At 58.0% G+C, this 21,033-nt stretch carries 26 protein-coding genes; 11 read left to right on the top strand and 15 right to left on the bottom strand.

Going from position 1 to position 21,033, the window contains the following annotated elements:
- The first annotated feature begins 208 nt into the window (after nucleotides 1-208).
- The gene (locus JKL48_RS08710; RefSeq protein WP_201981449.1) at nucleotides 209-877 is read left to right on the top strand and encodes a DsbA family protein; all 669 of its coding nucleotides are present in this window, start codon (nucleotides 209-211) and stop codon (nucleotides 875-877) included.
- Between the two features lie 7 nt (nucleotides 878-884).
- Here the strand turns inward: JKL48_RS08710 and JKL48_RS08705 are convergent, their stop codons facing one another.
- The 5 genes from JKL48_RS08705 to JKL48_RS08685 all read right to left on the bottom strand — a co-directional run bounded on the left by JKL48_RS08705 (nucleotide 885) and on the right by JKL48_RS08685 (nucleotide 4,013).
- Nucleotides 885-1,523 carry a hypothetical protein gene (locus JKL48_RS08705; protein ID WP_201981447.1) on the bottom strand — a complete coding sequence of 213 codons (639 nt, stop codon included), beginning with the start codon at nucleotides 1,521-1,523 and terminating at the stop codon, nucleotides 885-887.
- An 84-nt stretch (nucleotides 1,524-1,607) separates the two neighbouring features.
- The gene (locus JKL48_RS08700; protein ID WP_201981445.1) at nucleotides 1,608-2,480 is read right to left on the bottom strand and encodes a UbiA family prenyltransferase; all 873 of its coding nucleotides are present in this window, start codon (nucleotides 2,478-2,480) and stop codon (nucleotides 1,608-1,610) included.
- Between the two features lie 63 nt (nucleotides 2,481-2,543).
- Complete coding sequence (locus JKL48_RS08695; RefSeq protein WP_201981444.1) at nucleotides 2,544-3,353, bottom strand: class I SAM-dependent methyltransferase; 810 nt, start codon at nucleotides 3,351-3,353, stop codon at nucleotides 2,544-2,546.
- Between the two features lie 48 nt (nucleotides 3,354-3,401).
- Nucleotides 3,402-3,599: a hypothetical protein gene (locus JKL48_RS08690; RefSeq protein WP_201981442.1), complete on the bottom strand. Its 198-nt coding sequence runs from the start codon at nucleotides 3,597-3,599 to the stop codon at nucleotides 3,402-3,404.
- Nucleotides 3,600-3,713: 114 nt separating this feature from the next.
- Nucleotides 3,714-4,013: a hypothetical protein gene (locus JKL48_RS08685; RefSeq protein ID WP_201981440.1), complete on the bottom strand. Its 300-nt coding sequence runs from the start codon at nucleotides 4,011-4,013 to the stop codon at nucleotides 3,714-3,716.
- Between the two features lie 97 nt (nucleotides 4,014-4,110).
- Between JKL48_RS08685 and JKL48_RS08680 the strand changes: the two genes are divergently transcribed.
- The 8 genes from JKL48_RS08680 (at nucleotide 4,111) to JKL48_RS08645 (ending at nucleotide 11,710) form a co-directional block, all read left to right on the top strand.
- Entirely contained in the window at nucleotides 4,111-4,779 is a 669-nt protein-coding gene (locus JKL48_RS08680) for a hypothetical protein (protein ID WP_201981438.1), read from the top strand.
- Nucleotides 4,776-5,069, top strand: a complete 294-nt coding sequence (locus JKL48_RS08675; RefSeq protein WP_201981437.1) for a winged helix-turn-helix domain-containing protein — start codon at nucleotides 4,776-4,778, stop codon at nucleotides 5,067-5,069. Before JKL48_RS08680 ends, JKL48_RS08675 begins: the two co-directional genes overlap by 4 nt.
- A gap of 396 nt (nucleotides 5,070-5,465) precedes the next feature.
- The gene (locus tag JKL48_RS08670) at nucleotides 5,466-7,094 is read left to right on the top strand and encodes a DUF4153 domain-containing protein (RefSeq protein ID WP_201981435.1); all 1,629 of its coding nucleotides are present in this window, start codon (nucleotides 5,466-5,468) and stop codon (nucleotides 7,092-7,094) included.
- A gap of 187 nt (nucleotides 7,095-7,281) precedes the next feature.
- Nucleotides 7,282-7,503: a hypothetical protein gene (locus JKL48_RS08665; RefSeq protein WP_201981433.1), complete on the top strand. Its 222-nt coding sequence runs from the start codon at nucleotides 7,282-7,284 to the stop codon at nucleotides 7,501-7,503.
- Between the two features lie 132 nt (nucleotides 7,504-7,635).
- A complete protein-coding gene (locus JKL48_RS08660; RefSeq protein WP_201981429.1) occupies nucleotides 7,636-7,989 on the top strand; it encodes a hypothetical protein in 354 nt (117 codons plus the stop codon).
- Between the two features lie 281 nt (nucleotides 7,990-8,270).
- A complete protein-coding gene (locus JKL48_RS08655) occupies nucleotides 8,271-8,663 on the top strand; it encodes a hypothetical protein (RefSeq protein ID WP_201981428.1) in 393 nt (130 codons plus the stop codon).
- Nucleotides 8,664-8,724: 61 nt separating this feature from the next.
- Nucleotides 8,725-9,183, top strand: a complete 459-nt coding sequence (locus JKL48_RS08650) for a hypothetical protein (RefSeq protein WP_201981427.1) — start codon at nucleotides 8,725-8,727, stop codon at nucleotides 9,181-9,183.
- 133 nt (nucleotides 9,184-9,316) lie between these two features.
- Nucleotides 9,317-11,710, top strand: coding sequence for a transglycosylase domain-containing protein (locus JKL48_RS08645; protein ID WP_201981426.1), 2,394 nt, complete (start codon nucleotides 9,317-9,319; stop codon nucleotides 11,708-11,710).
- Nucleotides 11,711-12,349: 639 nt separating this feature from the next.
- Here JKL48_RS08645 and JKL48_RS08640 read toward each other — a convergent pair.
- The 4 genes from JKL48_RS08640 to JKL48_RS08625 form a co-directional block, all read right to left on the bottom strand.
- The gene (locus JKL48_RS08640; RefSeq protein ID WP_201981425.1) at nucleotides 12,350-12,640 is read right to left on the bottom strand and encodes a hypothetical protein; all 291 of its coding nucleotides are present in this window, start codon (nucleotides 12,638-12,640) and stop codon (nucleotides 12,350-12,352) included.
- Between the two features lie 149 nt (nucleotides 12,641-12,789).
- Complete coding sequence (locus tag JKL48_RS08635; RefSeq protein ID WP_201981424.1) at nucleotides 12,790-13,704, bottom strand: TIGR01777 family oxidoreductase; 915 nt, start codon at nucleotides 13,702-13,704, stop codon at nucleotides 12,790-12,792.
- Nucleotides 13,705-13,808: 104 nt separating this feature from the next.
- Nucleotides 13,809-14,468 carry a GTP cyclohydrolase I FolE gene (gene folE, locus JKL48_RS08630; protein WP_201981423.1) on the bottom strand — a complete coding sequence of 220 codons (660 nt, stop codon included), beginning with the start codon at nucleotides 14,466-14,468 and terminating at the stop codon, nucleotides 13,809-13,811.
- On the bottom strand, nucleotides 14,461-14,868 hold the full coding sequence (locus JKL48_RS08625; protein ID WP_201981629.1) for a 6-pyruvoyl trahydropterin synthase family protein: 408 nt from the start codon (nucleotides 14,866-14,868) through the stop codon (nucleotides 14,461-14,463). The genes folE and JKL48_RS08625 overlap by 8 nt, the downstream gene beginning before the upstream one ends.
- Nucleotides 14,869-15,133: 265 nt before the next feature.
- Between JKL48_RS08625 and JKL48_RS08620 the strand changes: the two genes are divergently transcribed.
- Nucleotides 15,134-15,841 (top strand): hypothetical protein, encoded by a 708-nt coding sequence (locus tag JKL48_RS08620; protein WP_201981420.1) that lies wholly within the window; start codon nucleotides 15,134-15,136, stop codon nucleotides 15,839-15,841.
- Between the two features lie 155 nt (nucleotides 15,842-15,996).
- Nucleotides 15,997-16,401, top strand: coding sequence for a hypothetical protein (locus JKL48_RS08615; RefSeq protein ID WP_201981418.1), 405 nt, complete (start codon nucleotides 15,997-15,999; stop codon nucleotides 16,399-16,401).
- A 108-nt stretch (nucleotides 16,402-16,509) separates the two neighbouring features.
- Here JKL48_RS08615 and rplS read toward each other — a convergent pair whose 3' ends face one another.
- The 6 genes from rplS to JKL48_RS08585 all read right to left on the bottom strand — a co-directional run bounded on the left by rplS (nucleotide 16,510) and on the right by JKL48_RS08585 (nucleotide 20,979).
- Nucleotides 16,510-16,890 carry a 50S ribosomal protein L19 gene (gene rplS, locus JKL48_RS08610; protein WP_201981417.1) on the bottom strand — a complete coding sequence of 127 codons (381 nt, stop codon included), beginning with the start codon at nucleotides 16,888-16,890 and terminating at the stop codon, nucleotides 16,510-16,512.
- A gap of 169 nt (nucleotides 16,891-17,059) precedes the next feature.
- Nucleotides 17,060-17,734, bottom strand: a complete 675-nt coding sequence (trmD, locus tag JKL48_RS08605; RefSeq protein ID WP_201981414.1) for a tRNA (guanosine(37)-N1)-methyltransferase TrmD — start codon at nucleotides 17,732-17,734, stop codon at nucleotides 17,060-17,062.
- A 76-nt stretch (nucleotides 17,735-17,810) separates the two neighbouring features.
- Entirely contained in the window at nucleotides 17,811-18,383 is a 573-nt protein-coding gene (gene rimM, locus JKL48_RS08600) for a ribosome maturation factor RimM (RefSeq protein WP_201981412.1), read from the bottom strand.
- A 93-nt stretch (nucleotides 18,384-18,476) separates the two neighbouring features.
- On the bottom strand, nucleotides 18,477-19,022 hold the full coding sequence (locus tag JKL48_RS08595) for a 30S ribosomal protein S16 (RefSeq protein WP_201981410.1): 546 nt from the start codon (nucleotides 19,020-19,022) through the stop codon (nucleotides 18,477-18,479).
- A 245-nt stretch (nucleotides 19,023-19,267) separates the two neighbouring features.
- Nucleotides 19,268-20,056 carry an acyl-CoA desaturase gene (locus tag JKL48_RS08590; RefSeq protein ID WP_201981409.1) on the bottom strand — a complete coding sequence of 263 codons (789 nt, stop codon included), beginning with the start codon at nucleotides 20,054-20,056 and terminating at the stop codon, nucleotides 19,268-19,270.
- A 212-nt stretch (nucleotides 20,057-20,268) separates the two neighbouring features.
- The gene (locus JKL48_RS08585) at nucleotides 20,269-20,979 is read right to left on the bottom strand and encodes an RluA family pseudouridine synthase (RefSeq protein ID WP_201981408.1); all 711 of its coding nucleotides are present in this window, start codon (nucleotides 20,977-20,979) and stop codon (nucleotides 20,269-20,271) included.
- Nucleotides 20,980-21,033 lie beyond the last annotated feature (54 nt).

Below are 21,033 nucleotides of genomic sequence, written 5' to 3'. Positions count from 1 at the left end.
CCTAAAAAAGGCCCGTTGCAGCAATGCAGCGGGCCTTTTTCTATAAATCACGATAACTAATTGTCCTATCGATAAGCTAACCTAGCACTGGGCAAACCGGCGGCCCAGCAAATAAATTCACCGGTAGCCCGAAACTTTGATGGGCTTTGAAGGAATAGCCGCCCAGGGCAGATAAGGACTACTTTTGCGGCTTATTATTTCTCCAGCCATGACGCCTGCGCTCCCTGCCAACCTCCCCGAACTGCTCTACATCCAGGACCCGCTCTGCGGCTGGTGCTACGGCACGAGCCCGGTTATCAAGCGCCTGCAGGAAGAGTTTGCGGGGCGCATTGACGTGTCGGTGCTCTGCGGCGGCATGGTGAAGGGGGAGGACGTAGGTCCTATATCTGAAAGCTGGGATAGCCTGAAAACCAACCTGAACGACGTGGAAGAAGTAACCGGCGTGCGTTTTGGCGAGGCTTTCAAGGCGCTGGGCGCCGCCGGCGACTACCGCTACGACTCGGAGCCCCCGTGCCGGGCCATTGCCACGTTCCGCCAGCTCACGCAGGACCCCGCGCGTGCCGTAGCCTTCGCCCACGCCGTGCAAGCGGCCCTTTTCCGCGACGGCCAGGACCTAAACAACCCATCCGCTTACAACGATTTGCTGGCGCCATTTGGGGTTGACGTGGTGGAGTTTCAGCGCCGCTGGGCGGCGCCCGAAGCGGCCCGCGCCGCCCAGCAGGAGTTTGCTGCCGTGGCCCGCATTGGCGTGGAGGGCTTTCCCACGGCCGTGGTGCGCATCGGCGAGCAGGGCTACGTGCTGGCCCGGGGCTACCAACCCTACGAACAAATGCGGGCGGGACTGGAGCAACTGTTGCGCGAAGAAACCGGCGGCTAGCGCGCGGCTACCGTACCCGCACCACCTGTTTCTTGAGCGGCGACCAGGCAATGCGCTGCCCGTTTTCTTTGCCTTTCAGATAATCGAAGCCGATGGCATCGGGTCGTTGGCGCAAGTCATTCCAGGTGGTTTGGTCGAGGTTTTCGGTGCCGTTTGGGAAGGCGGCATTTCGGGCAACGGCCGGGGTGTGGAATTGCGAGGGCAGAAAAAACCGGTCGATGCGTCGCATCACGAAGGTTTCGCGTTCGGCGCGGGTGGCGGTGGGCGTTTTCATTTCGTAGACGAGGGCCGCTTCCAGGTCGGGCTCGGTGAGCATCTCCCGGAAAATAACCTGCCCGTGGGCATCGGTAATGGTGAATTCGCCGGTGCCTTCCAGAAGGGACGGGCCCCGGAATACCAGGCGGAAGCTGTCGGGTGGGCCTTGCGGATTGCTGAAATTGTGTTGCTGGCGCACCACCCGCAGCGTGTCGCTCACGGCTGAAACCGCTTTGGAGCGAGCGGTATCGGGCGGGGGCAGCGCGGTAGTATCCTGGATGTCTTGGCCCGTACGCTCAGCAGCACGCGAAACCGCGCCTTCATTCACAGCCGAAGGGGTAGAATTACAAGCCGCCAACAGCGCCAATAGGGCAAACCAAGAGAATCGCATGACGAAGCCGGTTGAGAGTGGAACCACTTGAATAGTACGCAATTTTCCGGCCGGGCAGTTACGCAACCTGCTCGGCCGGCAGCCTTAGCGCCACAGCAGCATGGCGATGAAGGCCGCGCTCAAACACAGCGACGATACCTGGTTCATGCGCATGGTGTGCTCGAAGTCGGCGGCACGTTCGTCGTGCCACACGGCCCAGGCCCAGCGGCTGAACAAGGCCACCACCGGCCCGGTAGCCACCAGAAAAATCAGCAGCGGCCGGATTTCCTGCCGCAGCCAATAGGCCAGCCCCAGCGCTGCCGCGCCCGCCAGCAGCCCCACCGCCGCGAAGATGAATGTGCCCCGGATGCCCAGCCGCAGGCTCAGGGTGCGGTCGCCGCGCCGGGCGTCTTCTTCGTGTTGGTACACTTGGGTGAGCGGGTAGGAACCGCACAAAAACAGCGTGCTCACCAAGGCCAGCAGCAGGTTGGTTTTCTCCAAAAGCTGCGCCGCAGTGGCCCCCACGCCCACCTGCGTCATTAGCAGCGTGAACGCACCCTGGAATATCACCACCACAAACGTGCTCAGCAGCGGGTACTTTTTCAGGCGAATGCCCTCGTAGCTGTAGGCCTTCGACACCAGCAGGTACACCACCACCATGCCGGCAAACGCCAGCGAGACCAGCGCCGCGCCCCCCACGGCTAGCGCATCGAACAGCCACACCAGGTGCAGCAGCTCCGGCGTCACCTTCGGGGGCGTTTTCAGGCCGCCGATGCTGCCTTCGTCCTTATCATAGTAGGAGTTGTAGCCGTTGGAGGCCGGATAGGCCAGCAGGTGCAGCACCACAAACACACCCACGGCCCGCCACCCGCTCCACGGCCCGCGCAGCGCGCTCAGCCCAAACCAGAACACCGGCATGAGGTAAATGGAAAACGGGATGCGCAGCAGCGGCAGCGCCTTTTTGTAATGGGCAAGCATGTAACGCGAACTTTGTAGTTCGCGTCCCCAAGCACCATCGTGCAATTGGCGCGGGGACGCGAACTACAAAGTTCGCGCTACTTTGCGCTTTTCCGGCCAGCCTATGAGGTAGGTAACTTGCGGCCCCCACCAGTGGCGTTTTTTGCCGGCCTGCCAGGCAAAGTGGCCTTCAGCGTCGGCCCGGTGCGCTAGTGCCAGCAGCTCATCGGTGGAGTACATGCGAAGCAGCGACACCGTGCCGTCCCAGATGGTGCACAATGGAATGAGCGGAACGAGGTAAGTAAACACCAGCCGACTAAGCCGAAACGGCCGAAAAAACGGCGTGAGCAGCAATTGGGCCACCGGCAGTACCGTCCAGGCCAGCAGCAGTTCCACCCAATGCTTGCCGGCGCCCTCAAACACACCCATGCCTGTGCCGGCCCGCACGGCGTCGCGGAGCATTGCCTCAGCAGCCTGAGGTGGGAAGTGGTGAAAGGCCGAGAAAATGGTGCGAAAACCCGTCAGCTCCGCCGGCACAGCCAACGCATTCACCGCAGCCGACTCGAAGCCGATGGCGCCGTGTGTGCGCCGGGCAATGTCGGCCCAGGCGGCGGGCTGGGGGTACAGGTCGGTGAGGGTGATAGTGATATCGGGCTGGCCTTCGGTGCGCAGGGCGGCTAGTACGGTTTCGGTGCCACCCCCGGCGCCGGCGCCCAGCTCCAAAATGTGGTTTTGGCCAGTGCGGGCCAGTCCCTCGGCCAGCAGCGGTGCAATGGGCCGGTAGGTGCCCAAAGTGGAAATCATGAACCGCAAATAATCCATCATCCCGGCCCGGATGACGGCCGGAAACCACGGCAAGTCCTCAAACTCAAACATCCGAAGGCGTAGGCGCATAGCGCGAGCATACGACAAAAAGGCGCTATGCGGTGTGCCAGCAGCTTATCAGTTGGCTATTGATTCCGGCAAAGCTTCCGGCTGAAACAACAAGGCGCGACAACTGTAGCCGGTGGCAAGCAGTGCTCCTGCTAGGCAAGGCAGCATAAAAACCAGGATGGTGAGGGCAGCTGCCCAATCTGTTTTGATTGGATTAGCATCGTCAGCGCCGATTGCGGCAACCATGCCGGTGGGCAGGGCAAACAATGAAGCTGTTTAGAAAGTCTGATTTGCCTACACGTCTGTCATCCTGAGCGCAGCGAAGGACCTTATCACGTCAGAACAACGCCTATTCTGACGTGATAAGGTCCTTCGCTGCGCTCAGGATGACAACGATTTTGACTTTCTAAACAACTTCAATAAAAAAAGTGCAACCACCAAGCCCATCACGCTTAAAAGTCGTTTCGCGCGCGTTTTCAGGGCGAGCAGCCGAGGCATGACCCAGCGCAGCATAACAATGGCTGGCAATGACACCATACCGCTCACCAAACCAACAAAGCAGCCCAGTTCAATACCCGCATTTCCGCCGAAAAGCGCGAAGCCAGCCATATAAATAGCCGTATTGAGCAAAGCGCTGCTTCCCCAGACGGTATAATCCAATTGCCAGGGGTTGGCTATCATAGTATGGGGAGGGGACATTGAAAAATAAAATAGGTAGTGCCTTGCAAATGTATCAAAGATTTTCTTCAACTTTGCATCACAAAGTACTTCAATGGTTATGAAGCCTGCCAATCCCGACCCGCTTGCCCAGCTCACCGAAATCCGCGCCATCATGGAGCGCAGCTCGCGCTTTTTGTCGCTGTCCGGCCTGAGCGGGGTGGGGGCGGGCGTGGTGGCGCTGGCGGGTGTGGCGGCCGGCCATTTCTACCTGCAAAGCCACTACCCCGACGGCTACCTGCGCCTCATGCAGAGCTCGGTGCAGGAGCGGCGCGCGGCGTTGCCGTTTCTGCTGCTGCTGGCCGGCACCATGATTGGGCTGGCGCTGCTGGTGGCATTTTACTTCACTCAGCGGCGCACGCACCACGACGGGCAGAAGCTGTGGGCGGCGCCGGGTCGGCGTCTGGCCGTGGCCCTGGCCGTGCCGCTGGTGGCGGGCGGCTTGTTTTGCCTGCGCCTGTACGTGGGCGGCGACGCGGCCATGGTGGTGCCCGGCCTGATGGTGTTCTACGGCCTGGCGCTGCTCAACGCCAGCAAGTACACCCTGGACGAAATTCGCTGGCTCGGCCTCACCCAAATTGGGCTGGGCCTGCTGTGCATGTTGCTGCCCGGCTGGGGACTGATTTTCTTTGCGCTGGGTTTCGGGCTCGGCCACATCGGCTACGGGCTGGTGATGTACAACCGCTACGAGCGGCCGGGCACGGCTCGTAAACCCGTCGTCTCTTCGTGAAGCACCTCATCCACACCCTCAACAAGGCTTTCGACCACCGCGTGCGGCTGGGCGTGATGGCCGTGCTGATGGCCAACGAATCCGTAAGTTTCAACGACCTGAAGGACGCCCTCGACCTCACCGACGGCAACCTCGCCAGCCACGTCGCCGCTCTCGAAAAAGCCGAATACGTGCTGGTCAGCAAGCAATTTATTGGCAAAAAGCCCAATACTACCTATTCAGCCACCGCCGCTGGCAAAGTCGCGTTTCAGCAGCATCTGGAAACGCTGGAGAAGCTGCTGCGGGGGTAGGGGAGGCGAGGAATTAGAACGTCATGCTGAGCGTAGTCGAAGCATCTCTGCCGCGTACCTAATTCAATGCTGATTCAACGAAGCGGTAGAAATGCTGAAGCTGTTTAGAACGTCTGATTTGCCTACACGTCTGTCATCCTGAGCGCAGCGAAGGACCTTATCACGGCAGAATAGGCGTTGTTCTGCCGTGATAAGGTCCTTCGCTGCGCTCAGGATGACAACGATTTTGACTTTCTAAACAGCTTCGCTACCACAACCTCGACAGAAAAGGTCGGAGAATTTTTATCCGCTCTTTTTTTTGCACCAGCACTTTGAAATACAAAGTTCTTTTATAAAGTCAGCATCAATCTGTCAATAATTTCTCAAGCCATCAATCACCAACCCAATACTCTTCCTATGAACCCCGTCTTTCCCTTGCCCAATGATGCAGCTCCCGGCCGATTCCGGGCTGCTCCTGCTGCCACTGTCGTTACGCCCCTCACTACTGCGCAAAAGTTACTGCTGCCGCTGGGCATCATTCTGTTCAACTGGCTTTTCTGGCTGGAAAAAGGCGGGCTGAACATGCTTGTTTTCACCGTTTTTGTGGCGGTGGCGCAGCTGCTGATGCTGCCGCGCCACGCGGCGGTGCGGCGCTCCGGCTACTTCTGGTTGATGGTGGGCGGCAGCCTTTTCGGTGGGGCCATGATGGCCGTGTACGGCTCCGAAGTGGCGGCGCTGGCCTGCGTGGCCTCGGTGCTGCTGCTGCTGGGTTATGTGAACCAGCCCCACCTCCGGCTGCTGCCCTTTGCCCTGATTACGGCCGTGGGCAGTGTGGCCGAGGCTTGGCTGCGGGTGCTGCGCGGCCTGCGCGCCCCGCGCAATACCGGCGCGGGCGTGCGCCGAAGCTGGTTTTATGCCCGGCTGCTGCTGGTGCCGCTGGTCATTCTGGGAGCCTTCCACCTGCTGTTTGCCATTGCTAACCCCGTGTACGACCGATTGAGCGGCCGGGCCCTGGCGGTGCTGGGCGACTGGCTGGTGCGGCTGCTGCCCGATATTTCCTTTGGCCACCTGCTGTTTATTCTGTTAGGTTTTCTGGTCACGGCCGGTGTAATCGTGGCAGTGCCGGTATACTTCTTTGCCGACCAGGAGTCGCGGTTCGGCGAGTTCATCCGGCGGCAGCGCGATAGGGTGGCCTCGCTGGGCGTGCGTCGGCCCGATTTCCGCCTGAAGACCGTGCGCGCCCTCGATTTGCGCAAGGAGTTCATTGCCGCCGCGGCGGTGTTCGGGCTGGTGAATGTGCTGCTGCTGGTGGTGAATGCCATTGACATTCGTTGGCTGTGGTTTGGCTTCGTGCCCGCGCCGGGGTTCAACCTCACGCAGTTTGTGCACGAAGGTACTTATGTGCTCATTTTCAGCATTCTGCTGGCCATGGGCATCGTGCTGTGGTTTTTCCGGCGCAACCTCAACTTCTACCAGCCCGGTTTGCCTTTGCTGCGCGGCGGGGCTACGGTGTGGGTGGTGCAGAATGCCGTGCTGGCCGTGTCGGTGGGGCTGCGCAATTACTACTACATTCTGCATTGCGGGCTGGCGTACAAGCGCATTGGCGTATGCTTCTTTCTGCTGCTCACATTTTTCGGCCTAGTCACGGTGCTGCTCAAAATCTGGCAGCGGCGCTCGGCCTACAGCCTTTTCCGCCTCAATTCCCTGGCCGCCTATGCCGTGCTGCTCCTGCTGGCCTCCGGCAATTGGGAAGTCTGGATTGCTGAATACAACCTCCAGAGCCGCTTCCCCAGCATCGACATCGGCTTCTTGCTCGACATGCCCGACCGGGTGCTGCCCACCGTGCAGGCCCGGCGCGCCGTGCTCAACCACACGTCCCAGCTCACCGTCGAAACCGAATACGGCACTACCGAGCGCATCGACGCCGCCGAAGCCCAGCGCCGCCTCGACCTGGCCCTCACGGCCGCCCGCGCCCGCTACGCGGCCTACGACCACTGGCAGGGTCTCACCTGGGCCGACTGGCAAACCCGCCGGGCGCTACAGTGAATCTTATCAGCAAGTTAAAAATCCTGTCATCCTGAGCTTGCGAAGGACCTTCTTATGTCAGAACAACGGTCGTGCTGGGTTGATAAGGTCCTTCGCAAGCTCAAGATGACAAGCGGCAAAAACCCGAATTACTAACCCGTTACAGCAGCTCCGCCCGCTCATTTCCCACTAACCTCTTCTCAACCCCATGACTTCCCTTCCTCAATTTGCCCTCACCCTGCTCGGCGTGCTGTTCTGCATTGGCGACGTGGCCGCACTGGGCTTTCTGCTGACCTGGCAGGAGCGGGCCCCCACGCCCAGCGAGCGGTGGCAGCGGCTGGTACGCGGCGTGCTGCCCGCCGTGGCCGTGCTCTTGGGCCTATTGTTGCTGGCTTTCACGCAGGTAATGCTGCTATGGGCCCCTCACTAGCAACTGCGCCAGCGGACGCAGTTCGATAACCTTCATTTCCACTTTATTTATCTCCCAACCCTCTGATGACACTCTTTGTGAATGCCTTTCGCCAGTCGACAAGAGCCTCTGAGTTACAACCGTTCTTCAACCATGCAGCGGCTTAAATACCTGCTGGCGCTGGGGCCGGAACTGCCGCCTCGGCTCTGGCTCACCGGCCTCGCTATTGGGCTGGCCATTCTCAGTCTGATTTTCAGGAAGGAGCTGTGGCCGCACCACCGGCAGGCGCTGAGTTGGAATCTGGCCCTGCTGGCCCTGCTACTCTTGGCCGCTGGTGGCCAAACCATGGCAGCCCTAAAGCAATGGGCCGTTTCCTGCGCCGGCCCTGCCTGGTTGCGGCTGCTTATTCGAGCAGTCTCAACGGTCGTCAGCATTGGAATAGCCATACTGATGATGCCGTTGCTGGTGGTTTGTCTCATCGCAAGCCTTGAACTGCTGCGGCAGTAGCGGAGGAGAGAAGCTGTTCAATTGCGCATTGGCAACAAGCCGCTTGCAGGACTTTTTAACGGTATTTATGCAAAAAACGCTCGTTGGAACGACAGACACACCGCGTGCGTGCCTTGGTAAAATAAGCGAGAATGGCAACCACTATTCAGGCCTTTGCCAGGCAAAGCCGAGCTCTGGAACTTGAAATAATGACTTATTGAAGTTTATTGTCTAGCTTGGCAGTCCGTTGGGCTTCCCAGACTGAGAATTGCCTGTGACGGCTGCCTTATTGTCGTTGCCTCATGCCCCGTACGCTTCTCCTGGTTGTGCTTTTCATTGCGCTGGTATTGGAGTTGGCCCTGACGGGAGGGGCTTTTTTTGCGCCGGTTTTCACACTTGCAAAATTTGGGGTGAAATACGGCCCCGCAACCGCATTTTTGGCCTACATCGTGGCGTGGCTGCTGGGGTTCGTGTCGCTGGTGGCGGCGGTGGCCCTGGGGCAGGTGTGGCAGCGTCGGCGCACGTATGGCACCTGGTGCTACCTCTTGGGTGTGTGGTGGATAGGCATTGGCATCGGCATTTATTATGCCTTTGGCAAGCCCGAAAACCTGTTGCTTGACTCGGTAAAAGGCCTCCTCATTGTCATCCTGGCCTGGCGCTGCCAGGCTACCCGCATGATGACGCGTCGGTACTAGGCAGCCGCGCAGTATATTGGTCCCTACTTGGCCCTTTTCTTTTGTTTGTTCTGCCTGCGCTATGCCCACCTCGCACCTGCACCCGCTGCCCGTCATCCCCAAAATATCTCGCTTTGGGCGGGCCTTGGCCAGCGCGCAGGTGCTGAAGGAAACCCTGACCATTATTTTCCTGGGTCTGCCTTTGGTAAAAGCCTCGCCGCTGGTGTTGCTGTCGGCGCTACCGGGCGTGGTGCTCTACCTGCTGCACTGGCAACTGGCCCTCGGGCGCGTGGGGCGCGTGTTTGCCATGGCGGTGTGGGTGTTTACGTTGGTCGATGAGCTTTGGGGCCTGCTGCTGTTCAAGGAGTTGGAGGCTCCTACGCACGGCCAAATCCGGATGCTACACTGGAGCTACTTCCTGGGCTTGGGCATCATCTTGCTGGCATTGGGGGAGTTGGCCTGGCGCTGGCAGCGCCAGCGGGCCAAAGCCCGGCGCAACGTGCATCACCAAGCCATCCTGGCCGCCCGCCAGCGCCGCTAGAAGCCGCAAGGCGGAGTACCGCGAAATGAAATTTCGCGCTACCCGGCCCATTTGCCTCACTGGGGCTGCGGGCTGGTATATTTGCCCTTCCTCGTGGCGGGGCCGTGGCCCCGCCTTCCACCCGTTGCCCCGCATGGCCGACTCCCAACCGACAAGCTCTTCCCTTTCTTCGGGTCCCAAACCCAAAGCACCGCGCCGCCGCTGGCCTCTGCGGGTGGCAAGCTGGGCCTGGGTTGGGTTCGGCCTCGTCGTCATTCTGTTTCTGGTGTACCCGTTTTTGGTGAGCACCAATTTCATGTTCCTCTTCGGAAAGTCGCCCAGTCTATCCGATTTGGAAAACCCCAAAGTCGAGCAGGCGTCTACGCTCTACACCTCCGACGGGGTATTGATTGGCAAGTACTTCCGCGAAAATCGTTCGCCGGTGCCGCTGAGCAAAATGTCACCCATCCTCATCAAAGCCCTCATTGCCACTGAGGACGTGCGGTTCTACGAGCACTCCGGCATCGACCTGGAGGCCGTGCTGGGCGGGGTGTTCTCGTCGTTGCGTGGCGAGAAGCGCGGCGGCTCCACCATCACCCAGCAGCTGGCCAAAAACCTCTACAAGATTCGCCGTCAGCAAAGCCGGGGTGCCCTGGGCTACATTCCGGTGGTAAGCACCATTGTGGCCAAAACCAAGGAATGGCTGACGGCCGTGGACCTGGAAAAGCGCTACACCAAAGAAGAAATTCTGCGGATGTACCTCAACACCGTGGAGTATGGCTCCAGCGCCTTCGGCATCAAAGTGGCCGCGAAAACCTTCTTCAATACTTCGCCCGACAGCCTCAAGCCCGAGCAGGCAGCCATGCTGGTGGGCGTCCTCAACAACCCCACGGCCTTCAATCCCAAGTTCCACCCGGCCGCCGCCCTGCGCCGCCGCAACGTGGTGCTCGACCGCATGGCCCAGGCCAACGTGCTGCCCGCCGCCCAAATAAATGCCCTCAAAGCCACGCCCATTGTGCTCGACTACCACGTCGAAAAGCACATCGACGGGCCCGACACCTACTTCCGCAGCGCCATCAGCCAGTTCGTCGACGCGTGGTGCGACAGCACCGGCCACGATATGTATCGCGACGGCTTGAAAATATACCTCACCATCGACTCGCGCATGCAGGCCCACGCCGAGGAGGCCCTGCACGAGCGCATGAAAGCCCTGCAGCGCCAGTTCGATAACTTCTGGCGCAACCGGGACAAAAACCCGTGGGTGGACGACGAAGGCAATGAAATCCCGGATTTCATCCTCACTCAGATGAAGCGGACGGAAAGCTACAAAACCCTCGCCAACCGCTACCGCAACCAGCCCCAGCGCCTCGATTCGGCTCTGAACGCCAAGCGCCCGATGAAGGTTTTTACCTGGAAACACGACGACAACGACACAACCCTCGTGATGTCGCCGCTCGACTCATTGGCCTACTACAAGCACTTCCTGCAATCGGGCATGATGTGCATGGACCCCTTCACCGGCCAGATTAAGGCTTGGGTGGGCGGGCTCGACTATCGCTTTTTCCAGTACGACCACGTGAAGCAGGGCAAGCGCCAGGCCGGCTCCACGTTCAAACCCTTTGTGTACCTCACGGCCCTCGACAACGGCTACTCGCCCTGCGACCGCATTCGGGACCAGCGCGTCACCATCAACTACGTCGAAAACGGCCAGCCCATGGAGTGGAAGCCCGACAACGTGACCCGAGAATACACCGGCATCAACATGACCCTGCGCCACGCCATGGCCCGTTCTGTGAACTCCGTGACGGCCCAGCTGACCGAGAAAGTGGGCTGGGAAAACGTGGCCAAGTACGCCCATAAAGTGGGCATCACCTCGCCGCTGCTGCCGGTGCCCAGCATCGGCCTGGGCTCGGCCGGCGACGTGAGCGTATACGAAATGGTGGACGCTTACAGCACCTTCCTCAACAACGGCTTCCGCTCCGACCCGCGCCTCGTGACCCGCATCGAGGACCGCAACGGCAACGTCATCAAGCAGTTCGACCCCGTGCAGCACCGCGCCATCCCGGCCGAAACCGCTTGGCTGATGACTTACATGCTGCGCGGCGGCATGGAAGAGCCGGGAGGAACCTCCCAGGCCCTCTGGGACTACGACCTCTGGCACAACGACAACCAAATCGGCGGCAAAACCGGCACTACCTCCAACTACTCCGACGGCTGGTACATGGGCATGACCAAGGACCTGATGACCGGCGTGTGGGTGGGCGGCGAAGACCGCAGCATCCACTTCGTGGGCTCGCAGCAGGGCGAGGGCGGCCGCACGGCCCTGCCCATCTTCGGCAAGTTCATGGAGAAAATCTACCAGGACAAGGAGTTGGGCTACACGCCCGGCCACTTCCCCAAGCCCACCGTCAAAATCACCAAGAAGTATACCTGCGTGTCCGAATCGGAGCCGCGCCGCCGCGCCGCAGCCGTCGACACCATTGCCGCCGACAACCTGCTGGAGCAGATGAACAACGGGGGCGGCGTGCCGGATAGTTTGCGGCGCTAGCGTGAAAAGAGGAGAAAATTATTTTCTCCTTTTAACAATATGATTGCCATCTGCGCGGTGTATTATTTCATTAAAATAAACAACTGGTGCTGTCCTTAGGACTTCTATGAATGTAAGGGATGGCTTATTCTGAAGGAATCTAACCTTTTGAAGCAGCCCTCCAATACCTTTTCTGACATAATTAAAGTGCTCTGCAAAATCTGCAATTGAGTATCCTAAAGAAGGACCATTGATATGGGTTATTTCGTTGCGCAGGACTCTTAATTTTTTAAAGTGAATCCATTCATCACCTCCATTTATCGCACTTAATATCTTTTCCTGTTGAAATTTTAGCAAATAATTTAAGTCTATCCTCTAATCTTGAGGTTTTCTTCAATTCTTGAAAATCAGCAGAATTTAGGCCGCGGAAATCGTAAAGCAGGATGTGTCTGTTGATAAAGGCGTCAACTAAGGAGATGCAAGCTGTCAAATAGGCTCGGTAGTATCTTGTACAAAAGACAAAGTCATCTTCGTTGCTGTATAAGCACGACTCTTCTCTGTAAAACATAATGTCTTCTGAAATTGCCCATTCAACGGGCTGATTAGTCATAGGAGGAGTATGTTCTTTAGAGTAACCCGCGTAAGATGATGTTATCTTTCCTAATAGCATAGAGGGCGTTGAAAAGCCAAACGTGCCTCCAAAACATCATCAGACCTATCTATAGAAAACTGTAAATAGGGTACTACTCCAGTGTTTCTGGTTGCTTCTAATAATTCGTGAAAAGAAACGGATGATTTGCTTTCACCGTTTTGAATATTAAAATTTGCCCTTTCCCATCCACCTTTGGGCGATTTTGTACCACTATTCAATAGCGCTTCAATTACGATTCTTTTAGCTTCACCTTTCGATAAATGGTATTGCTCTAAAGCGAGAAAACAAGGACTTTCCATAAGAATGATGCAGCTGACTTGATTGCTAACTTGTATTTAAATCAAAGTGTAGCCCCGCCACCTCAGCTACCCAACGCTTCAATGGCCGCATACACCGTCCGCACGGTCATGCGGTCCAGCTCCTTGGCCCGTGACGCGCAGGTCCAAACTCACTCCCCCCCATAAAGCGCCTCCAGCGCCCCGCGCAGCTCCGGATACTCGAACCGGAAGCCTTGCGCCAGCACCTTGGCCGCGCTCACGTTCTGCGAAGCCAGCACGATTTCGCTCATTTCGCCCATCGCTAGCTTCAGGCCGAAGGCCGGCACCTTGGGCAGCAGCAGCGGCCGGTGCAGCACTTGGGCCAATGTTTCGGTAAACTCTTTGTTTGTCACCGGGTGCGGAGCTACCGCGTTGTAGGTACCACGCCAAGCAGAGTCTTCCAACATGCTGATGAACAAGCGGCATAAATCATCCAAGTGAATCCAGGACATGTATTGCCGCCCACTGCCCAATGCTGCCCCAGCACCTAGCTTCACCGGTCGGGCAATTTGGGGTAAGGCCCCGCCTTCGGTGCTTAGCACCACGCCAATGCGCGGAATTACCGTGCGGATGCCCAAGGCCGCAATGGGAGCCGCCGCCAGTTCCCACTGGTTCGAGACATCCGCCAGAAAATCGTTTGTGGGTATTGCAGGAGGCGTTTCCTCATCTACCAATTGCTCGCCGGCATCGCCATAAATCCCCACGGCCGAAGCGGAAATAACCGCTTGTATGTGGTGGCCGGGCTTAGCCATCTCGCGGCTGAGCAGCGCTAGGCCGCCCAGGCGGCTGGTCATGATGTCACGCTTGCGCTCATCGGTCCATTTGCCATCGGCCACGCTGGCTCCGGCCAGACTCACAATGTAGTCGGCATATGGAATAGCGGCCTCGTCAATTGTACCTACCTGTGGGTCCCACCGAAAACTGCGAAAATGGCTGCTTTTGGCCGGTTCCCGACTCAATAGCGCCACCTCGTAGCCGCTGTCAATCAGCATTTCAGCCAGTCGAGTACCAATAAGACCAGTGCCTCCGGTAATGAGAACTTTCATTGAGCTAGTTGTCAGTTGTTCGTTGTCGGTTGTCAGGGAAAAGGTGTCAAAGTTCAACCATCTTTCTCAAAACAGTCCGAAAACTGACAACAAACAACTGACAACTATTTTCCAATTTGCCGCAAAAACTCCCGGCGCAATGCTTCGTCAGTAGCAAACCGGCCGCCGTACTCGCTGGTTAGCGTCGAACTGCTGGTATCGTTCACGCCCCGGCTCATCACGCACAAATGGTCGGCCTCGATGAGCACCGCCACATCGTCGGTGCCCAGGCTTTGCTTCAGCTCTTCCGAAATCTGGCGCGTGAGGCGTTCCTGCACCTGCGGCCGGCGGGCATAGTACTGCACCACGCGGTTGAGCTTGCTCAGCCCCACCACATGCTCGGCCGGCAGATACGCCACGTGGGCCTTGCCAATGATGGGCACAAAGTGGTGCTCGCAGCACGAAAACAGCGTAATGTCGCGCTCTACCAATAGCTGGTGGTAGTCGTAGCGGTTTTCAAATAGCCGCACATCGGGCCGATTTTTCGGGTCCAGCCCCTTAAACCATTCCTGCACATACATTTTGGCCACGCGGCGCGGAGTGCCGGCCAGGCTGTCGTCGGTCAGGTCAAGACCAAGCTCCCGCATAATGGCCTCAAAATGAGTGCTAATAGCCGTAATCTTGGCTTCGTCATCCTGCGCAAAGGCATCGGGGCGAAGCGGGGTGCGCAGGCTCAAGGGCAAGTGCGAATCGGTTGCCGGAGCCGGCCCGGAAGGGTTATCCATGGTATTCTACAAAGTTACGGTCCGTCTCATAAAGCGTGACCGAAAGGGCCAAGTCCGCCGCCAGGTGCAGGCGCAGGCGCTGCCAAATTATCACGGCAATGTTTTCGGCCGTGGGATTCAGACTACGAAACTCCTCCGTGTCTAGGTTCAGGTTGCGGTGGTCGTAGCGGTCCAGCACTTCGCGCTTGATGAGGTCGCTTAAGTGTTTAAGGTCATATACATACCCTGTTTCCGGGTCGATTGCTCCCGTTAGGCGCACGGTCAGGTTGTAGTTGTGGCCGTGGTAGTTTGGGTTGTTGCATTTCCCAAACACCCGCTGGTTTTGTTCCGCATCCCAGGCCGGGTTGTGCAGGCGGTGGGCGGCGTTAAAGTGCTCGGTACGACAAATGGTGACGTGCATAGGTGCTTTCAACACTTGCATGGGAAGGTTTGTTGCGGTTTTACGAAAACTGCCAACGATAAATCCAATTAGCTGCTGAATTATAGTATGATTTTAAGTCGGGTAATTATGATTAAATGAATAAAAATGGCCATAATTCAAAAAAAGTAACAGCGAGAAGAATTTGCATAGAATAAAGACCTTAAATTTGAGAAACCGGACAACGGTGCTTTTGCCAATGTTTTTTGCGCAACGATTTTTACGTCTTTCTACAGTTATTATTACCATGAAACGAAGCCTACTCATCCTATTGCTTATATGCTTCACTACACTGGGTGCTTTTGCGCAGAAATCTCCTGTGGATGAGGCAGATATGACCATTAACAACATCCCGCGCAAAGGTCAGCGGGTGAGCATGCAGCTCGACAATCGCCGCGTGGAAGCCGCCTGGCTCAAGCAGCTCAACGAGAAGTTCGGCAGCAAGCTGAAGAACAACAAAGGCATCCTGACCCTTGACGGCGTCATCATCGAAGAAATTGCACCTAACCCCATCCGCGTCATCAGCAAAGTAGACGCCACGCCCACCGGCACCACCGTGTGGTGGAGCATCGACCTGGGCAGTGCCTACCTGGGCAAAGAATCAACGCCCGTGCAATGGAAGTCGGCTGAGAAATACCTGAAGGATTTTGCCCGCATGATGTACCGCGAAGACCTGGTTTCGCAGATTGCCGAAGCCGAGCGCGCCCTCGTAGCCTCGCAGAACAACCACATGGCCGTCATTGAGAAAGCAAATACAATTAAAAAGGACATCGAAAAGAACAAGGCGCGCAAAATTGAAATTCAGCAGATGCTGGCCGCCAATGCCGCCGAGCTTCAGCAGTACAACAACCTCATCGACGCCAACCTGAAAGAGCAGGAGGCCGCCCGTGGCGACATTGTGAACATGCGCGTGGCCCTGGAGGCCGTGAAGGAGCGCATGAACAAAATTGAATAGCCCACCACGGTTAACTTTTCAGCATCCGCAACGCCCCGCCACCTCCTGGCGGGGCGTTGTGTTTTGGTGCCCTTGCCAACCCCACGGTCTGGAACTACGTTGGCCATATCGACAGCAACCTTGCTGCCGCACACCAGACCACCAACACCCCACCCATGGAAAAGAAAGAAGTCCAGCACCAAGTGCATTTAGACAGTGCCATCCACCTCCTCACCGGCGACCTGGCTCAAGAAGCCGACCGCAGCGGGCTAGACAATCAATTGCAGCGGTGGATTGAAGACCTGAAGGAAGCCAATAACCCCGCTTTTCATGAATTGGTAGTTGACCTACAAGCCCTTAAGGCGCATTTCGGCAGCGGTACGCTTGATGTGGACGTTATTGCTCCACTACTGGCCCGGCTGGGCACGCAAACCACGCAGGCCGCCAACTTTGCCGAGGGCAATACGGCGCCCCGTGTAGCCAAACTGGGCGAAGTCCTTACCGCGGTGGCGCAACAGCTGAAAGGCGGGACTGCCACTCCCGACGGAACCGTACCCCAGGATATGTCGTCGCACGACTAAGCCGTCGGACGTAAGCATGGAATTGGCCCATGCCAAACCTAAAAAAGCCGGCCCCACGCATGGAGCCGGCTTTTTGTATGCAGTACAGCCTTTGGGCTGTGCCAGTGCTTAGGCAGTAGCCTTGGCTACTTGGTTCAAGCGACGCTCTTTGATACGAGCCTGCTTGCCCGACAGGCCGCGCAGGTAGAACAGACGGGCACGACGTACTTTGCCGCGACGGATAACTTCGATTTTATCGATGTTAGGCGACAGCAGGGGGAAGATGCGCTCGGTGCCGATTTGGTTCGAAATTTTGCGAACGGTGAAGGTTTCGCCGTTCGAGCTCGGGTTGCGGCGCTGCAGCACCACGCCCTGGAACTGCTGAATGCGCTCCTTGCTGCCCTCGCGGATTTTTACATGCACGTTGATGGTGTCGCCGGCGGCGAACTGGGGGAAGCTGGCGCGGCGCTCCTGCGATTCGGCCTGGATAAAGTCAAGTAGTACGCTCATGGCTGAGAAAATTGCGAAAGACGGCGCCGCCGTCGGGAATTAGTATTTTATCGAAACGGAGCGCAAAGATAGCGCTTTCGGTTGAGGATAGCAAGTGCTTTGTGGAACATGCGTTAGCTTGTTCATTGATTTGCTGTTAATAAACAGGCAGTTTACGCTAACGCATGTTCTACGAGAGCAGCTCGGGGCGCCGTTGCTGGGTGCGGGCCAGCGCTTGCTCGTGCCGCCACTCTTCAATCTTGGGCGTATTGCCGGATAATAAAATTTCCGGCACGAGCTGGCCGCGCCACTCGGCCGGGCGCGTATACACGGGCGGCGCCAACAAATCGTCCTGAAAAGAATCCGACAAAGCCGACTCTTCGTTGCCCAACACGCCGGGCAGGAGCCGCACCACGGCATCGACCAGGATGGCCGCCCCCAGTTCGCCGCCGCTCAGCACATAGTCGCCCACGCTGATTTCGTGGGTGATGTACGTTTGGCGAATCCGCTCATCGATGCCCTTATAATGGCCGCAGAGCATGATGATGTTTTGAAATAGCGAAAGACGGTTGGCCAGCGGCTGGCGCAGGGTTTCACCGTCGGGGGTGAGGTAGATGATGGCATCGTAGGTCCGCTGGGCCATTAATTCATCCATCCAGGCGGCAATGGGTTCCACGCGCAGCACCATGCCAGCTCCGCCGCCAAACACAGCGTCGTCAATCTGCCCGTGCTTGTTGATGGCCTTGTCGCGCAACTGATGCACGTGAATTTCGACCAGGCCTTTGTCCTGCGCCCGCTTCACGATAGAATGCGCGAAAGGGCTGGCCAGTAGCTCGGGCAGGCAGGTGAGGATGTCGATTCTCATAATGTAGCGAGGACTCTGTGAGTCCGCGTTTTGTAGCACGTTCGCCTAGGCGCTGACTCGCAGAGTCCACGCTACGTTACGCTTCGTTGGCTTCGTCCTGCTGGCGGGTGGTAGGCTTGAGGTACACGTCGAGCAAGCCGTCGGGCAGGTTCACGTAAATCTCTTTTTTCTCTTGGTTGGCGTGCGTCACCAGCTCATCTACCACCGGAATCAGCACTTCCTGGCCTTGGTAGCGCATGGCCAGCATATCCTGCTGGGGCAGTTCATAGAAGTTCTCCACGGTACCCAGCTGGCCCAGGGTTGAATCTACTACGGTAAATCCAATGACATCGTGAAAGTAGAACTGGTCGTCTTCCAGCTCCGGCAGCTCGGCCAAAGGCAGGTAGAGCTGCGAGCCACGCAGAGGCTCGGCTTCTTCAATGCGGTCGATGCCGCGCAGCTTGAGCAGGACGCGTGCGCCGGACTGGGCCTGCACCTTTTCCACCTGGTGCTCTACCAGCTTGGCAGGGGCGCCGGGCAGGGCCATGTACACGGTTTTGAGCCTGAGGTAGGCAGCCGGGTCGTCTACGTCGAAGTGGGCGGCAACGTGGCCGCGCAGGCCGTGGGTTTTGAGCACGTAGCCGAGCTGATAGGTGTCGTCGAGGGTCATGGCTGAGGGGAAGGTAACGAAAAAGAGTTTGGGGGTTGCCAGCCGGTCCGGCTCACAACTCCCAAACTCTTTCGGTTTTCAGATGCCTAAAAACTACTCGGCAGCTTCGGCGGTCGCCTCGGCGGCAGGAGCCTCGGTGGCTTCCTCAGCAGCCGGAGCGGGCGCGTTGGCGGCCAGCAGGGCAGCGGCTTTCTGACGCTGGGCTTCGGCGCGTGCTTCTTTCACCTTGGTTTCGGCGGCGAGAGCAGCTTTGCGAGCATCGGCTTTGGCGTCAACCAAGCCAGTGCGCTTGCCTTCGATTTTCGCATCTTTCTCCTCTTTCCAGGCGCTGAAGCGCTGGTCGGCTACTTCCTGGGTGATGGCACCCTTATCAACACCCAGCTGCAGGTGACGACGGTAGAGCACGCCGCGGTAGCTGAGCATGGCCCGAACGGTGTCGGTGGGCTGCGCACCGGTCATCATCCAGTAAAACGCACGGTCGGCGTCGTAGTTGATGGTGGCGGGGTTGGTGTGGGGGTTGTAGGTGCCGAGTTTCTCGATGAAACGGCCGTCGCGCGGAGCGCGGGCGTCAGCTACTACGATGTCGTAAGTCGAAGCCTTTTTGCGGCCACGACGGGCGAGGCGGATTTTAACTGCCATAAACCGGTGGGGTTGTGCGATGCAACTCGTGCATCTGGTGAGGGTTTCCCGAAATTGGGAGTGCAAAGGTAGCGTTTGGTCAGCGCATTAGCTAGCGTTAAACACAAAAAAAGCCCTGGCTGCTACCAGGGCTTCTTCATTTCGTTTGTCATCCTGAGCGCAGCGAAGGACCTTATTACGCTTGAATCACTGCAGGTCGTGTATCGGTGATGAAGTCCTTCGCTGCGCTCAGGATGACAGAAGTGCTACGCTGCCATGGCCTCACGTTTGGGCTTGGCCAGCTTGGAAATGGTATTCAAGTTCATGTTTTTGCGCTTCACCTTGATGATGCCAACCTTGTCGAGGCCCCAGATGGCGACGTAGGTGGGGTCAAATTCCCACCACTTCACGCCGAAGTTGACGCGCATGGGCAGCTTGTGGTGGTTGTTCTGGAACAGCTCGCCGAAGGCCAGGAAATCCAGCGCCAGGGTATTCTTGCTGTGGTCGTGGTTGTCGAAGTTCTGGTAGCCGTATTTGTGGCCGCCCCAGTTCACGATGGCGCCATGGATAGGGCCCATCAGGAAGTGAATGGGCAGCAGCAGGTACTGCCACCAGGCCGTGGCGAAATTGATATAGAACAGCACGTAGGCCGTGCCCCAGCCCAGGCGCGAGTACCATTTGTCGCCGATGTTCTCAATCAGGTTCCATTCCGGAATATTGCCCTCGAAGCGCGTGGCCAATTCGTGCTTGTGGTTGAGCACATCGTTGTAGATGTTCTTGGTCTTCCACATCATATCGAACGCATTGTTCGAAAACATGGGCGAATGCGGGTCCAACTCCGTGTCGGAGTAGGCGTGGTGCATGCGGTGCAGCAAGGCATAGGCCCGTGGCGAGAGGAAGCTGCTGCCCTGGCAGATGTACGTGAATAGGAAGAAGAATTTCTCCCAAAACTTATTCATCGTGAACATCTTGTGCGCCGCATAGCGGTGCAGGTAAAACGTCTGGGTGAACAGCGACAGGTAATAGTGGGCAACGAAAAAGACGAGAATGGCCATGGGGTGGTGCAAAGCAGAACTGCCCGCAAAAGGGAATACGTCGGGGTTAGGTTCAGTCCTATGAACACAAAATTACGGCCGGCCGATATGCGGGCTGGTGTCCACCGTGCGGAAGGCCAAAATGTTGCACGTCACCGGGCTGCAATGGTTTGCAGGCAAAAAGGCTTGTCTGCTAAGGACTTTAATGCACCCAAGCTAGCCCCTCAGTGCGGCTATGGATAGTATTCGCGGGCGGCGTCCCAATGCGGGGCATCGGGCAAGGGCGCCACGAAAGTCAGCGCTTCTTTCGTGACGGGGTGCTGCAATTGCAGCTGCCGGGCGTGCAGGGCAATGCTCACGTCGGGCAGCGGGGCGATGAAGCCGTATTTCACATCGCCCACGATGGGCGTGCCGAGGCCGGTGGCCAGCTGCGTCCGAATCTGGTGAGGGCGGCCCGTCACGGGGTTCACTTGGAGCAGGTAGCGGTTGCCGGCGGGGCCAAGCAGCTCGTAGTTCAGCTCGGAGCGCAGGCCTTGGCCATGTTTGTCGGGATAGGCTTTGGTGACGTTGCGCACGGTGTCCTTCACCAGCCAATGCACCAGGGTGCCGCTTTCCGGTACCGGCGGGCGGCCGGTGAGGGCCCAGTAGGTTTTGTGAATCTTGTCGTCGCGGAACATCTCGTTCAGCCGGCTCAGCGCCTTGCTGGTTTTGGCCAGAATGACGATGCCCGAAACCGGCCGGTCGATGCGGTGGCACACGCCGACGAAGGCTTCGCCGGGCTTTTTGTACTTGAAGCGCAGGTATTCGGCGGCTTTCTTGGAGAGGGGCTCGTCGCCGGTGGCGTCGCCCTGCACGAGCAGGCCGGCGGGCTTGTTGATGACGAGAAGGTGGTTGTCTTCGAACAGAATTTCTCTGCCTTCGGACCAGAGGTTGGGACGATTCACGCGGCGGGGGCGGGCGGGATGTATGGGTGTCAGCAGGAGCGGGCCAGGGCCCCT

Origin of the sequence: Hymenobacter rubidus (genome assembly GCF_016734815.1) — a bacterium.
GTDB classification, from domain to species: Bacteria; Bacteroidota; Bacteroidia; order Cytophagales; family Hymenobacteraceae; genus Hymenobacter; species Hymenobacter rubidus.
The sequence above is the reverse complement of the archived record's forward strand: the minus strand, read 5'-3'. Positions and strand labels throughout refer to the sequence as shown.

What these genes read in the sequence shown, in the direction of transcription:
- JKL48_RS08645 (WP_201981426.1), top strand. Translation starts at nt 9,317, where the DNA reads ATGGCCGACTCCCAACCGACAAGCTCTTCCCTTTCTTCGGGTCCCAAA.
- JKL48_RS08615 (WP_201981418.1), top strand. Translation starts at nt 15,997, where the DNA reads ATGGAAAAGAAAGAAGTCCAGCACCAAGTGCATTTAGACAGTGCCATC.
- JKL48_RS08700 (WP_201981445.1), bottom strand. Translation starts at nt 2,480, where the DNA reads ATGCTTGCCCATTACAAAAAGGCGCTGCCGCTGCTGCGCATCCCGTTT.
- JKL48_RS08640 (WP_201981425.1), bottom strand. Translation starts at nt 12,640, where the DNA reads ATGGAAAGTCCTTGTTTTCTCGCTTTAGAGCAATACCATTTATCGAAA.
- folE (WP_201981423.1), bottom strand. Translation starts at nt 14,468, where the DNA reads ATGGATAACCCTTCCGGGCCGGCTCCGGCAACCGATTCGCACTTGCCC.
- JKL48_RS08620 (WP_201981420.1), top strand. Translation starts at nt 15,134, where the DNA reads ATGAAACGAAGCCTACTCATCCTATTGCTTATATGCTTCACTACACTG.
- JKL48_RS08705 (WP_201981447.1), bottom strand. Translation starts at nt 1,523, where the DNA reads ATGCGATTCTCTTGGTTTGCCCTATTGGCGCTGTTGGCGGCTTGTAAT.
- JKL48_RS08665 (WP_201981433.1), top strand. Translation starts at nt 7,282, where the DNA reads ATGACTTCCCTTCCTCAATTTGCCCTCACCCTGCTCGGCGTGCTGTTC.
- JKL48_RS08625 (WP_201981629.1), bottom strand. Translation starts at nt 14,868, where the DNA reads ATGCACGTCACCATTTGTCGTACCGAGCACTTTAACGCCGCCCACCGC.
- JKL48_RS08685 (WP_201981440.1), bottom strand. Translation starts at nt 4,013, where the DNA reads ATGATAGCCAACCCCTGGCAATTGGATTATACCGTCTGGGGAAGCAGC.
- JKL48_RS08670 (WP_201981435.1), top strand. Translation starts at nt 5,466, where the DNA reads ATGAACCCCGTCTTTCCCTTGCCCAATGATGCAGCTCCCGGCCGATTC.
- JKL48_RS08635 (WP_201981424.1), bottom strand. Translation starts at nt 13,704, where the DNA reads ATGAAAGTTCTCATTACCGGAGGCACTGGTCTTATTGGTACTCGACTG.
- JKL48_RS08650 (WP_201981427.1), top strand. Translation starts at nt 8,725, where the DNA reads ATGCCCACCTCGCACCTGCACCCGCTGCCCGTCATCCCCAAAATATCT.
- JKL48_RS08655 (WP_201981428.1), top strand. Translation starts at nt 8,271, where the DNA reads ATGCCCCGTACGCTTCTCCTGGTTGTGCTTTTCATTGCGCTGGTATTG.
- JKL48_RS08710 (WP_201981449.1), top strand. Translation starts at nt 209, where the DNA reads ATGACGCCTGCGCTCCCTGCCAACCTCCCCGAACTGCTCTACATCCAG.
- JKL48_RS08660 (WP_201981429.1), top strand. Translation starts at nt 7,636, where the DNA reads ATGCAGCGGCTTAAATACCTGCTGGCGCTGGGGCCGGAACTGCCGCCT.
- JKL48_RS08695 (WP_201981444.1), bottom strand. Translation starts at nt 3,353, where the DNA reads ATGCGCCTACGCCTTCGGATGTTTGAGTTTGAGGACTTGCCGTGGTTT.
- rplS (WP_201981417.1), bottom strand. Translation starts at nt 16,890, where the DNA reads ATGAGCGTACTACTTGACTTTATCCAGGCCGAATCGCAGGAGCGCCGC.
- JKL48_RS08590 (WP_201981409.1), bottom strand. Translation starts at nt 20,056, where the DNA reads ATGGCCATTCTCGTCTTTTTCGTTGCCCACTATTACCTGTCGCTGTTC.
- JKL48_RS08595 (WP_201981410.1), bottom strand. Translation starts at nt 19,022, where the DNA reads ATGGCAGTTAAAATCCGCCTCGCCCGTCGTGGCCGCAAAAAGGCTTCG.
- trmD (WP_201981414.1), bottom strand. Translation starts at nt 17,734, where the DNA reads ATGAGAATCGACATCCTCACCTGCCTGCCCGAGCTACTGGCCAGCCCT.
- rimM (WP_201981412.1), bottom strand. Translation starts at nt 18,383, where the DNA reads ATGACCCTCGACGACACCTATCAGCTCGGCTACGTGCTCAAAACCCAC.
- JKL48_RS08680 (WP_201981438.1), top strand. Translation starts at nt 4,111, where the DNA reads ATGAAGCCTGCCAATCCCGACCCGCTTGCCCAGCTCACCGAAATCCGC.